At 72.2% G+C, this 13,334-nt stretch carries 15 protein-coding genes; 4 read left to right on the forward strand and 11 right to left on the reverse strand.

The features are described from left to right. Window positions 1-215: 215 nt before the first annotated feature. The 4 genes from ligA to BG482_RS20340 form a co-directional block, all read right to left on the reverse strand. Complete coding sequence (gene ligA, locus BG482_RS20325; RefSeq protein WP_069770487.1) at window positions 216-2,408, reverse strand: NAD-dependent DNA ligase LigA; 2,193 nt, start codon at window positions 2,406-2,408, stop codon at window positions 216-218. Between the two features lie 14 nt (window positions 2,409-2,422). Further along, window positions 2,423-3,424, reverse strand: a complete 1,002-nt coding sequence (locus BG482_RS20330; RefSeq protein ID WP_069770488.1) for a methionine synthase — start codon at window positions 3,422-3,424, stop codon at window positions 2,423-2,425. Between the two features lie 69 nt (window positions 3,425-3,493). Beyond that, window positions 3,494-4,192 carry an SDR family oxidoreductase gene (locus BG482_RS20335; protein WP_079141950.1) on the reverse strand — a complete coding sequence of 233 codons (699 nt, stop codon included), beginning with the start codon at window positions 4,190-4,192 and terminating at the stop codon, window positions 3,494-3,496. 18 nt (window positions 4,193-4,210) lie between these two features. Further along, complete coding sequence (locus tag BG482_RS20340) at window positions 4,211-4,750, reverse strand: TIGR00730 family Rossman fold protein (protein WP_069770489.1); 540 nt, start codon at window positions 4,748-4,750, stop codon at window positions 4,211-4,213. A gap of 50 nt (window positions 4,751-4,800) precedes the next feature. Here BG482_RS20340 and BG482_RS20345 point away from each other — a divergent pair, with 50 nt between their 5' ends. Both BG482_RS20345 and BG482_RS20350 read left to right on the forward strand, forming a co-directional pair. Beyond that, window positions 4,801-5,139 carry a DUF427 domain-containing protein gene (locus BG482_RS20345; RefSeq protein WP_069770490.1) on the forward strand — a complete coding sequence of 113 codons (339 nt, stop codon included), beginning with the start codon at window positions 4,801-4,803 and terminating at the stop codon, window positions 5,137-5,139. Between the two features lie 38 nt (window positions 5,140-5,177). Continuing rightward, window positions 5,178-5,963, forward strand: coding sequence for an alpha/beta fold hydrolase (locus BG482_RS20350; RefSeq protein WP_069770491.1), 786 nt, complete (start codon window positions 5,178-5,180; stop codon window positions 5,961-5,963). 3 nt (window positions 5,964-5,966) lie between these two features. Here the strand turns inward: BG482_RS20350 and mnmA are convergent, their stop codons facing one another. Continuing rightward, on the reverse strand, window positions 5,967-7,097 hold the full coding sequence (gene mnmA, locus BG482_RS20355; RefSeq protein WP_069770492.1) for a tRNA 2-thiouridine(34) synthase MnmA: 1,131 nt from the start codon (window positions 7,095-7,097) through the stop codon (window positions 5,967-5,969). Between the two features lie 83 nt (window positions 7,098-7,180). Here mnmA and BG482_RS20360 point away from each other — a divergent pair, with 83 nt between their 5' ends. Continuing rightward, window positions 7,181-7,840 (forward strand): N-acetylmuramoyl-L-alanine amidase, encoded by a 660-nt coding sequence (locus tag BG482_RS20360; RefSeq protein WP_069770493.1) that lies wholly within the window; start codon window positions 7,181-7,183, stop codon window positions 7,838-7,840. A gap of 47 nt (window positions 7,841-7,887) precedes the next feature. Here BG482_RS20360 and BG482_RS20365 read toward each other — a convergent pair whose 3' ends face one another. The 5 genes from BG482_RS20365 to BG482_RS44035 form a co-directional block, all read right to left on the reverse strand. Beyond that, window positions 7,888-8,373, reverse strand: coding sequence for an iron chaperone (locus BG482_RS20365; protein WP_069770494.1), 486 nt, complete (start codon window positions 8,371-8,373; stop codon window positions 7,888-7,890). Between the two features lie 54 nt (window positions 8,374-8,427). Further along, entirely contained in the window at window positions 8,428-9,087 is a 660-nt protein-coding gene (locus BG482_RS20370; protein WP_069770542.1) for a glyoxalase, read from the reverse strand. A gap of 142 nt (window positions 9,088-9,229) precedes the next feature. After that, window positions 9,230-10,393, reverse strand: a complete 1,164-nt coding sequence (locus BG482_RS20375; protein ID WP_069770495.1) for a cysteine desulfurase family protein — start codon at window positions 10,391-10,393, stop codon at window positions 9,230-9,232. Between the two features lie 59 nt (window positions 10,394-10,452). Beyond that, on the reverse strand, window positions 10,453-10,719 hold the full coding sequence (locus BG482_RS20380; RefSeq protein ID WP_069770496.1) for a DUF4190 domain-containing protein: 267 nt from the start codon (window positions 10,717-10,719) through the stop codon (window positions 10,453-10,455). 32 nt (window positions 10,720-10,751) lie between these two features. Next, window positions 10,752-10,916 (reverse strand): hypothetical protein, encoded by a 165-nt coding sequence (locus tag BG482_RS44035; RefSeq protein WP_176741425.1) that lies wholly within the window; start codon window positions 10,914-10,916, stop codon window positions 10,752-10,754. A gap of 122 nt (window positions 10,917-11,038) precedes the next feature. Between BG482_RS44035 and BG482_RS20385 the strand changes: the two genes are divergently transcribed. Next, window positions 11,039-11,665: a TetR family transcriptional regulator gene (locus tag BG482_RS20385; protein ID WP_069770497.1), complete on the forward strand. Its 627-nt coding sequence runs from the start codon at window positions 11,039-11,041 to the stop codon at window positions 11,663-11,665. A gap of 694 nt (window positions 11,666-12,359) precedes the next feature. Here BG482_RS20385 and BG482_RS20390 read toward each other — a convergent pair. Continuing rightward, window positions 12,360-13,220 carry a thioesterase family protein gene (locus tag BG482_RS20390; protein WP_069770498.1) on the reverse strand — a complete coding sequence of 287 codons (861 nt, stop codon included), beginning with the start codon at window positions 13,218-13,220 and terminating at the stop codon, window positions 12,360-12,362. Window positions 13,221-13,334 lie beyond the last annotated feature (114 nt).

Consider the following 13,334-nt stretch of genomic DNA (forward strand, 5'->3'; position numbering starts at 1 on the left):
TCCCCGGGCGGCGCCGCGTTGGAAAACCCTTCCTTCTGCCCGCCAGGAGCAGAAGGGCGCCCCGACCGCAGCTGGGCACGGCAGGCGCACGTCTCAACAGTAGGCCGCAGAAGGCTTCCACGGGCAGCGGTCGTCGACGGTTGCCCGAATGCGCCCCGGCCACCCGTATGCATCTGGTATGCGCCGATCGGGTGGCCTTCAACCGCCGCCGCGCGCTACTCCTCGATGGGCAGGGCCGCTTCGGAAGCCGCCTCGGGACCGTGTTCCAGCAGGACGGTGAAGCCGTCCTCGTTCAGAACCGGAACCTTGAGCTGCATCGCCTTGTCGTACTTCGATCCGGGGCTGTCACCCACAACGACGAAAGACGTCTTCTTCGAGACCGAACCGGTGACCTTCGCTCCGCGGCTCTGCAGGGCGTCCTTGGCGCCGTCCCGGGTGAAGTGCTCGAGGGTGCCCGTGACGACGACCGTGAGCCCTTCGAGGGGGCGCGGCCCTTCGTCCTCGGCGGAGCCCTCCTCCTCCATGCGGACGCCGGCCGCCTTCCACTTGCGCAGGATCTCCTGGTGCCACTCCTCGGCGAACCACTCCTTGAGGGAGGCGGCGATGATGGCGCCGACCCCGTCGGTGGCCGCCAGCTCCTCCTCGGTGGCCCGCTCGATGCGCTCGATCGAGCGGAATTCACGGGCCAGCGCCTCCGCCGCGACCGGTCCGACGTGACGGATCGACAGGCCGGTGAGGACGCGCGCCAGGGGGCGCTCCTTGGCGGCGGCGATGGTGTCGAGCATGGCGAGCGCGTTCTTCTTGGGCTCGCCCTGCTGGTTGGCGAAGACCGTGGCGATCTTCTCCTCGCCGGTCTTCGGATCCCGCTTGGGCAGTCCGCTGTCCTGGTCGAGCACATACGCCTTGATGGGCAGCAGCCGGTCGATGGTGAGGTCGAACAGGTCGCCCTCGTCGGCCAGCGGGGGGGTCTCCGGCTCCAGCGGCTTGGTGAGAGCGGCCGCGGCCACGTACCCGAAGTGGTCGATGTCCAGTGCCTTGCGGCCGGCCAGGTAGAACAGGCGCTCGCGCAACTGGGCGGGGCAGGTGCGGGCGTTGGGGCAGCGCAGGTCGACGTCGCCCTCCTTCATCGGCCGCAGCGGTGTGCCGCACTCGGGGCACTCGGACGGCATCACGAACGCGCGCTCGGTGCCGTCGCGCAGGTCCGCCACCGGCCCGAGGATCTCCGGGATCACGTCACCGGCCTTGCGCAGCACCACGGTGTCGCCGATCAGGACCCCCTTGGCCTTGACGACGTCCTGGTTGTGCAGGGTGGCGAACTCGACCTCGGAGCCGGCCACCGTCACCGGCTCGACCTGGGCGTACGGCGTGACACGGCCGGTGCGGCCGACGCCCACCTTGATGTCGACGAGCCGGGTGTTGACCTCCTCCGGCGCGTACTTGTAGGCGATCGCCCACCGGGGCGCGCGGGCCGTGGAACCGAGCCGGCCCTGGAGCCGGATCTCGTCGAGTTTGACGACCACGCCGTCGATCTCGTGCTCCACCGAGTGCCGGTTCTCGCCGAAGTAGGCGATGAACTCCCGTACGCCGTCGAGGTCGTCGACCACCTTGTTGTGCCGGGAGGTGGGCAGCCCCCAGGTCTTGAGCAGGTCGTAGGCCTCGGAGAGACGCCCGAGGCCCTCGTAGCCCTCCAGCGCGCCGATGCCGTGCACGACCATGTGCAGCGGACGGGACGCCGTGACGCGCGGATCCTTCTGGCGCAGGGAACCGGCCGCCGCGTTGCGCGGATTGGCGAAGGGCTTGTCGCCGGCCTCGACCAGCCGGGCGTTGAGCTCCTCGAACTTCTCCATCGGGAAGTAGACCTCGCCGCGGATCTCCACCAGGGACGGGACCCCGTCGCCCATGAGGCGCTCGGGGATCTCCGCGATGGTGCGCACGTTGGGCGTGATGTCCTCGCCCGTGCGGCCGTCGCCGCGGGTCGCCGCGCGCGTGAGCCGGCCGTTCTCGTACGTGAGGTTGACCGCCAGGCCGTCGACCTTGAGCTCGCACAGGAAGTGGTGGGGCAGGGAGCCGACGTCCTTGTGGACGCGTTCGGCCCAGGCGGCGAGCTCCAGGTCGTCGAAGGCGTTGTCCAGCGAGAGCATCCGCTCGCGGTGCTGCACGGCCGTGAACTCCGTCGCGTACGCGCCCGCGACCTTCTGGGTCGGCGAGTCGGGCGTGCGCAGCTCGGCGTACCGCTCCTCCAGCGCCTCCAGCGCGCGCAGGAGCCGGTCGAACTCCGCGTCGCTGATGACGGGAGCGTCCTTCACGTAGTACCGGAAGCGGTGCTCCTCGATCTGCTCAGCGAGCTGCGCGTGCTGCTCCCGTGCCTCCGAGGGCACCGTCGTCTCCGCTTGCCTGTCGCCGGCCACCGTTTGTCCTCCCGTTACTCTGGGTTGTCCGCGAGGGATCTCGCCGCCCGGACGCAGTGGGCGAGGGCCTGGCGGGCGTACGCCGGAGAGGCCCCCGCGAGTCCGCACGACGGCGTGAGGGTGACCGCCTCCGCGAGCAGCCCCGGTCGCAGCCCCAGCCTGCGCCACAACGTCCTGACACCCCTGACGCTACCGGCAGGGTCTGACAATGGGGCGTCCGCGCCGGGCACGACACCGACGAAGAGCCGGGTTCCCGCCTCGACCGCTTCACCGATCGTGTCGTCGTCACGCTCGGTGAGAAGCGAGAAGTCGAAGGAGACCGCCGCCGCCCCCGCCCGGCGCAAGAGGGCGAAAGGGACGTCCGGTGCGCACGAGTGGACCACGACGGGCCCGTCGTCGTGCACCCCCATGACGTCCCGGAGCGCGGCCTCCACGAGCTGCCGGTCGACGGCCCGGTGGGTGTGGTAGCCGCTGGCGGTGCGCACCTCACCGCGCAGGACGGCGGTGAGGGACGGTTCGTCGAGCTGAAGCACGACCTGGGCGCCCGGCAGACGCCGCCGCACCTCCTCGAGGTGCAGGCGCAGGCCCTCGCCGAGGGAACCGGCGAGGTCGCGGCGGGCTCCGTGGTCGGAGAGCACCGACTGACCGTTCTTCAGCTCCAGTGCGGCGGCAAGGGTCCACGGCCCGACGGCCTGCACCTTCACCTGGCCCTCGTAGCCCTGGGTGAACTCCTCCAGCGCGTCCAGGTCCTCGCCCAGCCAGGACCGGGCCCGCTTGGTGTCCCGGCCCGGCCGGTCGCCGATCCGCCACCCGCTGGGCTCCACGCGCGCGTACAGCTCGACGAGCATCCCCGCGGTACGGCCGATCATGTCCGCGCCGGGGCCGCGGGCCGGCAGCTCGGCGAGGAACGGGAAGTCCTCGAAGGACCCGGTGGCGGCCTTGGCGGCTTCGCGGGCGTCACCGCCCGGCAGGGAGCCGACACCGGTGGCGGGACCAAAACTGAAGTGTGCGTTCACAGGTGAAGCCTACGTAGCCGGGCGGGCGCGGCCCTCCCCCGGAGCCGGCCCTCGTCCGCGACGCCGGCCTCAGCTCCCCGGGCGCACCGTCAGGTCGTTGACCTCCGCGTCCCTCGGCAGGTCGAGCGCCATGAGGATCGTCGTCGCCACCGACTCGGGGTCGATCCACTCCGCGGGGTCGTACTCCTTGCCCTCCTGCTGGTGGACCTTGGCCTGCATGGGGCTGGCGGTGCGGCCGGGGTAGACGGAGGTGACGCGGACGCCGTTGCCGTGCTCCTCCTGGCGCAGCGAGTCCGCGAGGGCCTTCAGGCCGTGCTTGGAGGCGGCGTAGGCGGACCATTCGGCGCTCGCCCGCAGGCCCGCCCCGGAGTTCACGAAGAGCACGTGGCCGCGGGCGGCGCGCAGTTGGGGCAGGAAGTGCCGGGTCAGCTCGGCGGGGGCGATCAGGTTGACGTTGAGCTGGTGGCGCCAGGTCTTCGGGGTCAGGTCGCCGACCGGACCGAGGTCGACCACTCCGGCGACGTGGACCAGGGAGTCCACCCGGCCGGGGAGCGTCTGGTGGGAGAAGGCCCAGCTCAGCTTGTCGGGGTCGGCCAGATCGCCGACGAGCGTCCGTGCGCCGGGGAACAGGGCCGCCAGCTCCTTCGCGCGGCCCGCGTCGCGCGCGTGCAGGACGAGTTCGTCCCCGCGCGCGTGCAGACGGCGGGCGACGGCCGCGCCGATGCCGGAGCCCGCTCCGGTGATCACATGAGTAGCCATGCCCGCCATGCTCGCATCACCGACGGGTCACTCGACGCCCTGGCTCTCCTCCAGGTAGGCCAGCGCCCCGACCGCCTCCTCCGCGAAGAACACCAGGTCGGTGAGGGGGAGGGGCAGGAAGCCCTCGTCCTCCATGCGCCGGAACTGCTCCTTGAGGCCGTCGTAGAAGCCCGCGGTGTTCAGCAGCACGACCGGCTTGTCGGTGTGTCCGTGCTTCTTCAGCTCCAGGATCTCGGTCGCCTCGTCGAGGGTGCCGGTGCCGCCCACCATGATCACCACGGCGTCGGACTTCTCCAGCAGCAGCCGCTTTCGCTCGGCGAGGTCGGCCGCGATCACCATCTCGTCGGCCCCGGCCCGCGCGGTGGCCGCGAGGAAGCCCACCGACACCCCGCACAGCCGCCCGCCGGCCTCCTGCACGCCGTCGGCGACCACCTTCATCAGGCCGACGTCGGAACCGCCCCACACCAGGGTGTGGCCGCCCTTGCCGAGGAGTTCGGCGAACTCGCGCGCGGGGCCGGTGTAGCGGTCGTCGAGGTCGGCGGCGGAGAGGAAGACGCAGATACGCATGCGGCCACGGTACGCGGGAAGAACCGGGGGCCCGCGCGTGCTGTTCCGGTATGGCCAACGGACACACGATCACGATCGAGCGGGACGACCGGCGCATCAGGGTCGTCCACAAGGACCAGGTGCTGGCCGAGACCGACCGGGCGCTCGCGCTGCGCGAGACCGGCTGTCCCGTGCGGTACTACATCCCCGCCGAGGACGTACGGCTCGACCTGCTGACCCCCTCCGACACCCATACGCACTGCCCCTTCAAGGGAACGGCGTCCTACTGGTCGCTCCCGGACGCGGCGGACCTCGTCTGGGCCTACCCCGACCCGAAGGAGGACGTCGCCGAGATCAAGGACCATCTCTGCTTCTACGAAGTGGAAGTCGTGCCGACGGAGGTGTCGTAGGCCGATGAGTGCGGTGCCGTGCGGCAGTCTGCATGAGCATGGACAAGAAGACTGTTTCCCGCGACGGCACCGAACTCGCGTACGAGAGCACCGGCCGGGGCCCCGCGGTCATCCTGGTGAGCGGAGCGATGTCCACGGGCGGCACCATGACGCCCCTGGCCGGCCTGCTCGCGGACCGCTTCACCGCCGTCCGCTACGACCGCCGGGGCCGCGGCGAGAGCGGTGACACCGCGCCGTACGCGGTGGAGCGCGAGGTCGAGGACCTGGCCTCGCTCATCGACGCGGTGGGCGGCGAGGCCGCGCTGTACGGCGTCTCGTCGGGCGGCGCCCTGGCGCTGGAGGCGGCGGCCGCCGGGCTGCCGGTGAGCCGGGTGGCCGTCTACGAGACGCCGTTCGCCCTCGACGACGAGGCCGCGCGGGGGCGCGCCGAGTACACCGCGAACCTCACCGAGGCGCTCGCGCAGGACCGGCGCGGCGACGCGGTCGAGCTGTTCCTGCGCCTGACGGGGCTGGCCGAGGAGATGATCCAGGGGGCTCGCCGGTCGCCCATGTGGGCGGGGATGGAGGCCGTCGCTCCCACCCTCGCCTACGACGACGCCGTCATGGGCGACGGGCGGCCGCCGAGGGAGCGGCTGGCGTCGGTCCGCGTGCCGGTGCTGGCCGTCGCGGGCGAGGCCGGTCCGCCCTGGCTGCGCGATGCCGTGCGCACCGTCGCGGACGCGGTCCCGGACGGCGCGTACCGGACGCTGGAGGGCCAGACCCACATGGTCGACCCGGCCGTCCTCGCGCCGGTGCTGGCGGAGTTCTTCGACGGCCGGGACTGACGCTCAGGCGACCGGGGCGCCCGCCCGCACCGTGGACGCGATCGTGGCCGAGCCCACCACGCGGGTGCCGTCGTACAGCACGATCGCCTGGCCGGGGGCCACGCCCCGGACCGGCTCGGCGAAGGCGACCTCCAGGTGGCCGTCGACCAGTTCGGCGGTCACCTCGGTCTCGCCGCCGTGGGCGCGCAACTGGGCCGTGTAGACGCCGGGGCCGGCCGGGGCGGCGCCGCACCAGCGGGGCCTGATCGCCGTCAGCGCGGTCACGTCCAGGGCGGCGGCCGGGCCCACGGTCACCGTGTTGTCCACCGGGGAGATGTCCAGGACGTAGCGCGGCTTGCCGTCGGGCGCCGGGGTGCCGATGCGCAGGCCCTTGCGCTGGCCGATGGTGAAGCCGTACGCGCCCTCGTGGGTGCCGACCTTCGTGCCGGACTCGTCGACGATGTCGCCCTCCGAGCGGCCCAGCCGGTTCGCGAGGAAGCCCTGGGTGTCGCCGTCGGCGATGAAGCAGATGTCGTGGGAGTCGGGCTTCTTGGCGACCGCCAACCCGCGGCGCTCGGCCTCCGCGCGGATCTCGTCCTTCGTCGTCACCGTGTCGCCGAGCGGGAAGAGGGCGTGGGCGAGCTGCCGGTCGTCCAGGACGCCGAGGACGTAGGACTGGTCCTTGGCCATGTCGGAGGCGCGGTGCAGTTCCCGGACGCCGTCCTCGCCGACGACCACCTTCGCGTAGTGGCCGGTGCACACCGCGTCGAAGCCCAGCGCGAGGGCCTTGTCGAGCAGCGCGGCGAACTTGATCTTCTCGTTGCAGCGCAGACAGGGGTTGGGGGTGCGGCCGGCCTCGTACTCGGCGACGAAGTCCTCGACGACGTCCTCGCGGAAGCGGTCGGCGAGGTCCCACACATAGAACGGGATGCCGATGACATCGGCGGCGCGGCGGGCGTCGCGGGAGTCCTCGATGGTGCAACAGCCCCGTGCGCCCGTGCGGAACGACTGCGGGTTCGCGGAGAGCGCGAGGTGGACGCCGGTCACGTCGTGGCCGGCTTCGGCGGCGCGGGCGGCGGCGACGGCGGAATCCACGCCGCCGGACATGGCGGCGAGAACGCGAAGGGGGCGGGGGCGTGGCGAGGTCTCAGTCATAACCCTTCCAGGGTACGGGTCACCGGGAACCGCAGCCCGCGAGTATCCGTTGACGATCACGAGGGGCGAGGAAGGGCACGGACATGGGGGACGGGAAGAGCGACTCCGACCGGCGGATCGGGCGGCGTGCCCTGCTGATCGGCGGGGCCGCGGCCGCCGTCGGCACCGGTCTGCTGGCGCGTGACGAGCTGTCGCGGCTGTACTGGCGGCTGCCCGGCGTGCGCAGAGCGCGGGTGGAAGGCGCGGTGGACTTCCGGGGCGCGCGATGGGTGGCGGCGTCGGAGGCGAACTTCCGCTGGGCGGACCGGCCGGACGACTACGGGATCGACATGGTGGTCGTCCATGTCACCCAGGGCGACCTCGGCAGCGCGGTGAAGGCGTTCGAGGACCCCGGGCACCGGGCGGCCGCGCACTACATCGTCGGCAAGGACGGACGCGTCACGCAGATGGTCCGCGAGCTCGACGTCGCCTACCACGCGGGCAACCGCTCCTACAACGAGCGCAGCGTCGGCATCGAGCACGAGGGCTTCGTGGACCGGCCCAAGGACTTCACCGACGCGATGTATGCGGCGTCGGCCCGGCTGACCGCCGCGGTCTGCCGGCGGTACGGCATACCCGTGGACCGCGAGCACATCATCGGACACGTGGAGGTGCCGGGCACGGATCACACCGATCCCGGCGAGCACTGGGACTGGGACCGGTATCTGAGGCTCGTCGCACAGGCGCACGCCAAGACCGCCTGAGGACCGCATCCGGCCGAGGCGGGCTGGGCGGAGGGCTCCCGCGGGCCTCAGCCCACCGCTCTCTTCACGAGGGCGCCGATGAGCTGTTCGTCGGCCGCGGTCAGCTCCTTCAGGGCGAAGGCGGTGGGCCACATCGCGCCCTCGTCGAGCTCCGCCTGGTCGCTGAAGCCGAGCGTGGCGTACCGCGACCTGAACTTCTCCGCGCTCTGGAAGTGGCAGACGACCTTGCCGTCCCTGGCGTACGCGGGCATCCCGTACCAGAGCTTGGGCGAGAGTCCGGGAGCGACGGCCTTGACGATCTCGTGGATCCGCTCGGCGAGGACCCGGTCCGCTTCCGGCATCTCGGCGATCTTCGCGAGGACGTCCTGCTCCGCCGCCGCCTCCTTCTCCGCCCGGGAGGAACCACGCCGCGCCGCCGTCTTCTTCTGCTCGCGTGCGTGCTCCTTCATCGCGGCCCGCTCCTCGGCGGTGAACCCCTCGTACTTCTCGGCGGCCGGGCCGGAGTTCTCGACGGACGACGACGTGGACGGCATGGCAGGTTTCCTCTCGAAGAAGGCGGGGGGTGGTGCGGAGTGCCGGGCCGGGAGTCAGGACTGTGCGGGGGCGGACGGCGCGGCGGTCTCCCAGGCGAATCCGTCGGGGTCGGTGAAGGCGTCCGCGGCGCCGCCGAGCACGATGCGGTGCGAGCCGGTGCCGTCGGCGGGAACACCGAGGTCCTTGGCCAGCGCGCCGCGCTTGTACAGGGCCAGCTTGACCGGGCTGGACTGACCGGGGGCGAACTCGGCGTACTTGCCGCCGAAGCTCTTGGCCACGGTCAGGCCCCGGCTCACGTAGAACTGCTTGGTGGCCTTCACGTCCTCGACACCGAGCAGCAGGACGACCTCGTCGATCTCGCGGGTGGCCGGGCCGGTGTCCTTCTTCGCCGAGGTCGCGATCTTCCAGATCGTCCCGTCCGGGGCCTGGACGACACCGCCGTAACCCCACAGCGATTTCGCGGCGGGCTTCAGCACCGTGGCGCCCGCCTCCACGGCGGCGGCCACGAAGCCGTCGACGGTGGCCGGGCCGGACACCGTGAGCGCGAGGGTGAAGCCGCGAAATCCGGTCGAGTGTCCCTCGGCCGGGCGCAGACGTACGTACGTGTCCACGCCGAAGGCGCCGTAGAAGCGGCGGGCGGCCTCGGGGTCGGCCACCTCAAGGGTGACGGACGCGAGGTTCGTGCGGGCTGCGGTGGGTGCGGTGGTTGCCATGCCCTCCACGCTAGGGGCTGAGCGGTGGCCGGGGCTTCTCCATTCCTGACCGGTCTCGTCGCTCGCCGGCCACGCACGCGGCATACCGGCCTTCGCCCCCACGACGCCGGGACGTGAGCGTGGGGCGGCGAGCGTCGGCCGGTCAGGTGAGCCCGGCCGCCCGGGCCCGCTCCACCGCCGGGCCGATGGCCTTGGCGACCGCCTCGACGTCGGCCTCCGTGGAGGTGTGGCCGAGCGAGAAGCGCAGGGTGCCGCGGGCCAGGTCCGGGGCGACGCCGGTGGCGAGCAGGACATGGCTGGGCTGGGCGACGCCCGCGGTGCAGGCCGAGCCGGTGGAACACTCGATGCCCTGCGCGTCGAGCAGCAGGAGCAGGGAGTCGCCCTCGCAGCCCGGGAAGGTGAAGTGGGCGTTGGCCGGCAGCCGGTCGATGGGGTCGCCGCCGAGGAGCGCGTCCGGGACGGCCGTACGGACCGCGTCGATCAAGCCGTCGCGCAGGGCGCCGATCTCGCGGGCGAACCACTCGCGCTGTTCGGCGGCGAGGCGGCCGGCGACCGCGAAGGCGGCGATCGCGGGGACGTCGAGGGTTCCGGAGCGGACATGGCGCTCCTGGCCTCCGCCGTGCAGGACGGGCACGGGGGTGTGCTCGCGGCCCAGGAGGAGGGCCCCGATGCCGTAGGGGCCGCCGATCTTGTGTCCGGAGACCGTCATCGCGGCGAGGCCGGAGGCGGCGAAGTCGACGGGGACCTGACCGAAGGCCTGGACGGCGTCGGCATGCAGGGGGATGCCGAACTCGGCCGCGACGTCTGCCAGTTCGCGGACCGGCAGGATCGTGCCGATCTCGTTGTTCGCCCACATGACGGTGGCCAGCGCCACGTCGTGGGGATTGCGTGCGACGGCCTCGCGCAGGGCGTCGGGGTGGACCCGCCCGTAGGAGTCGACCGGCAGGTACTCGATCGTTGCGCCCTCGTGCTCGCCGAGCCAGTGCACGGCGTCGAGGACCGCGTGGTGCTCGACGGGGCTGGCCAGGACACGGGTGCGGGCCGGGTCCGCGTCGCGCCGGGACCAGTACAGGCCCTTGACCGCGAGGTTGTCGGCCTCGGTGCCGCCGGAGGTGAGGACGACCTCGCTCGGGCGGGCGCCGAGCGCTTCGGCGAGCGTCTCACGGGCTTCCTCGACCGTGCGGCGGGCCTGCCTGCCGGCCGCGTGCAGGGAGGAGGCGTTGCCGGTGACGCCCAGGTGCGCGGTGAGTGCCTCGACCGCCTCGGGAAGCATCGGCGTGGTCGCGGCGTGGTCGAGGTATGCCATGGTGGCCCCGATTCTACGGGGGCCGGGCGGCGCGCCTCGCTGCCAGGTGGCCGCGGCGGTCAGAAGCTCCAGGAGATCGTCGAGTCCGCCTGCATGAACGCCACCAGGACCAGCAGGTCGGCGACGCCCAGCGCGAGGCCGAGGTAGGCGCGGCCGCGGCGGGCCGTCCCGCGCCAGAGGGCCGCCGCCGCCAGGACGATGGCGATCGGGCCGAGGAAGACGTTGAGGACGAGCAGGCCCAGCAGGCCCAGGATGAAGGACGCGACGGCCATGCCGTCTGCGTCGCGGACTCCGGTGCGGCGGGTGGCCGGTGCGGTGAGCTGCATGGTCGGTCGACTCCTGTCGATGGGCGGGGCGGTCAGCGGGTCGAGGTGTGCCGGCGGCCGTGGCGCTCGCGGAGCGCGAAGATGCCGAGCCAGGCGGCGATCACGGTGGCGGCGACGACGGTGAAGGCGAGCGGCGCGTGGGCGACGGTGCCCATGACGACGCCCAGCAGAAGCAGTGCGGCGACGAGGAACAGCATGGGATCGGATCCCCCTCCGTAAAGTTTGGGTGAACAGTTGTAGTTACACTTGTTCACTGACTCTTGAGTCTAGCGCGTCTCCCGGCTTTTCAATTCCGGAGAACAGTTGTTAACTGGATGACATGAGTCACACCCTCGGCGTTCGGCAGGCCCAGAAGCAGAAGACCCGGCAGGCGCTCATGGACGCGGCGTTGGCGCTGCTGGAGGAGCAGAGCCTGAGCAGCCTGGGACTGCGCGAGGTCACCCGCGCCGTCGGGGTCGCCCCGACCGCCTTCTACCGCCACTTCCGCTCCACCGCGGATCTCGGCGTGGCCCTGGTCGAGGAGGCGCTGGGCAGCCTGCACCCGATGATCCGGACCACGGTGACGTCCGCCGATTCCAGCGGCGAACGCATCAGGCGCGCTGTCGAGTTGATAGCCGGTCACGTGAACGCGTACCCCCCACACGTACGTTTCATCGCCCGGGAGCGACATGGCGGGGTCCAGCCGGTGCGGGAGGCGATCCGGGACCAACTGGGCCGGTTCGCCGACGAGGTGAAGGCCGAACTGGCCAAGGACGCCGAGGCGGAGGGCTGGAGCGACGACGACCTGCTGATGCTCTCGCATCTCTACGTCGACCAGATGCTCATCACGGCCTCGCTCTTCCTGGAGGCGCTGGAGGCCTCACCGGAGGACCGGGAGCGGGTCAGCCGGCTGGCCACCCGTCAGATGCGGCTCATCAGCATCGGCCGTCACCACTGGCTGGAGTGAGACCCGGTCGGCCCGACCGGGAGCCGTCCCACCCCGTCCCACCCACCGCGCGCCCGGCCCCCCGCGCAGCCCCCAGGGCGGACGCACGAGCGGCGCACCCGTTTCCGAGTGCGCCGCCCCGTCGACGGACCGCCGGTCAGCCCTGCCGGGCCTGCATCCCCGCTCCGCCGCCGGGGTTTCCGCAGCCCCCGCCCGAGCCCCCACCCGGGCCGCCCTGAGGGCCACCCCGGCCGCCGCCCGCCGCACCGGTCGGCATGCCCGTCGGCGCTCCCGTCGGCGCTTCTGCAGACGTTCCTGCCGGCATGCCCGTCGGCCGGCCCGAGGGCGCCGCACCGGTCGGCGCTCCGGACGGAGCCCCCGACGGCGCGCCACTTGGCATGCCCGAGGCGTTGCCCGAAGCCGGCTGACAGGACTGCTGAGAGGAGGCGCCGCCGGAGGAGGAAGAGGAGTCGCCCGAGCCGCAGGCCGCCAGGGCGAGGGGCGAGAGCGCCAGCAGCGCCACCGCGGGGACGAGACGGACGGGCATCAGCGCACGCTTCATGAGGGACAGCTCCAGGGAAGACGAGGAGAACCTGAAGCCGAAACTCAACCAGCGGCGCCTGGGGCCACCTTGAGGCCCTCCTGTCCGCCGCCTGTCGATGAGGCAGAGCGCGTCCCGACCGAGGAAGGTCGGCGGCCTCGTCCCGCGAACCGGTCAGCCGAGTCTGGCCCGGGCCAGCTGCCGCGACTGCGCGACCAGCCGGTCCGCGCTGTCCCAGACCTCGGCGTCCTCCTCCAGGAAGCCGCCGGCGAGGTTGCGGGTGGCGATGGACACGCGCAGCGGGCCCGGGGCGGGACGGCAGCGGACGTGGACCGTCAGCTCGACGGTGGGGACCCAGCCGCGCAGACCGATCTCGAAGGCGGTGGGCGGCAGGGCGTCCACGGCGAGGAGGAGGGAGAGCGGGTCGGGGTCGCGGCCGTCCTTCAGGCCGAACCAGGCGCGCATCTCGCCCTTGCCCGAGGGCCGCCCGAGCGCCCAGCCGAGGGTGGACGGGTCGAGCTTGAGCATCAGGCGGTCCGTGATGGCGGAACTGCCGTCGACCGGCGCCGGTCCGTCCTCGGCGCCGAAGCACTGGTCGATCGGCGGGATCGCGGGCGGCTTCGCGGTCGTGCGCACGTCGTCGGGCAGGGAGTCCAGGTCGCCGTAGGAGGCGAGGACGCGGATCCGCTCGACCTCGTCGCCCTGCTCGTCGTACTGCAGGAGCGAGGCCTGGCCGGTGGACAGGGTGCGGCCGGTGCGGATCACGTCCGTGCGGACGACCGCCGGGCCCGGCTGGGAGGCGGTCAGGTAATGCGCCGAGATCGTGAACGGGTCGCCGTGCGGCAGGGCGTCCGAGAGCGCGCGCCCGAGGACCGCGAGGAGATAGCCGCCGTTCACGGCGCTGATGATCGTCCAGCCGGCCGACAGGTCGATGTCGTAGACACCGGGGGCGCGCCGGGTGAGCGCGGTGTCCCGGTCGAACTCACTGTCTCCGATGGTGGCCTGCCGGGCCGTCGCCATAGGTGCTTCTGCCATGGCTGCACGGTACAACACTTGATTACTAAGCGGTAGCTTTTTTCGTGTCGTACATTACGTTCCGGACCCGCTACTGCAATTTCTTGGTAAGTGTCCGAACTCGTCCGTAACCTC

Source organism: Streptomyces sp. LUP30 (assembly GCF_001746365.1).
Taxonomy (GTDB): domain Bacteria; phylum Actinomycetota; class Actinomycetes; order Streptomycetales; family Streptomycetaceae; genus Streptomyces.

Coding starts and splice junctions, on each gene's coding strand:
- BG482_RS20335 (WP_079141950.1), bottom strand. CDS start 4,192: ATGGCGGGCATGGCTACTCATGTGATCACCGGAGCGGGCTCCGGCATC.
- BG482_RS20340 (WP_069770489.1), bottom strand. CDS start 4,750: ATGCGTATCTGCGTCTTCCTCTCCGCCGCCGACCTCGACGACCGCTAC.
- BG482_RS20345 (WP_069770490.1), top strand. CDS start 4,801: ATGGCCAACGGACACACGATCACGATCGAGCGGGACGACCGGCGCATC.
- BG482_RS20350 (WP_069770491.1), top strand. CDS start 5,178: ATGGACAAGAAGACTGTTTCCCGCGACGGCACCGAACTCGCGTACGAG.
- mnmA (WP_069770492.1), bottom strand. CDS start 7,097: ATGACTGAGACCTCGCCACGCCCCCGCCCCCTTCGCGTTCTCGCCGCC.
- BG482_RS20360 (WP_069770493.1), top strand. CDS start 7,181: ATGGGGGACGGGAAGAGCGACTCCGACCGGCGGATCGGGCGGCGTGCC.
- BG482_RS20365 (WP_069770494.1), bottom strand. CDS start 8,373: ATGCCGTCCACGTCGTCGTCCGTCGAGAACTCCGGCCCGGCCGCCGAG.
- BG482_RS20370 (WP_069770542.1), bottom strand. CDS start 9,087: ATGGCAACCACCGCACCCACCGCAGCCCGCACGAACCTCGCGTCCGTC.
- BG482_RS20375 (WP_069770495.1), bottom strand. CDS start 10,393: ATGGCATACCTCGACCACGCCGCGACCACGCCGATGCTTCCCGAGGCG.
- BG482_RS20380 (WP_069770496.1), bottom strand. CDS start 10,719: ATGCAGCTCACCGCACCGGCCACCCGCCGCACCGGAGTCCGCGACGCA.
- BG482_RS44035 (WP_176741425.1), bottom strand. CDS start 10,916: ATGCTGTTCCTCGTCGCCGCACTGCTTCTGCTGGGCGTCGTCATGGGC.
- BG482_RS20385 (WP_069770497.1), top strand. CDS start 11,039: ATGAGTCACACCCTCGGCGTTCGGCAGGCCCAGAAGCAGAAGACCCGG.
- BG482_RS20390 (WP_069770498.1), bottom strand. CDS start 13,220: ATGGCAGAAGCACCTATGGCGACGGCCCGGCAGGCCACCATCGGAGAC.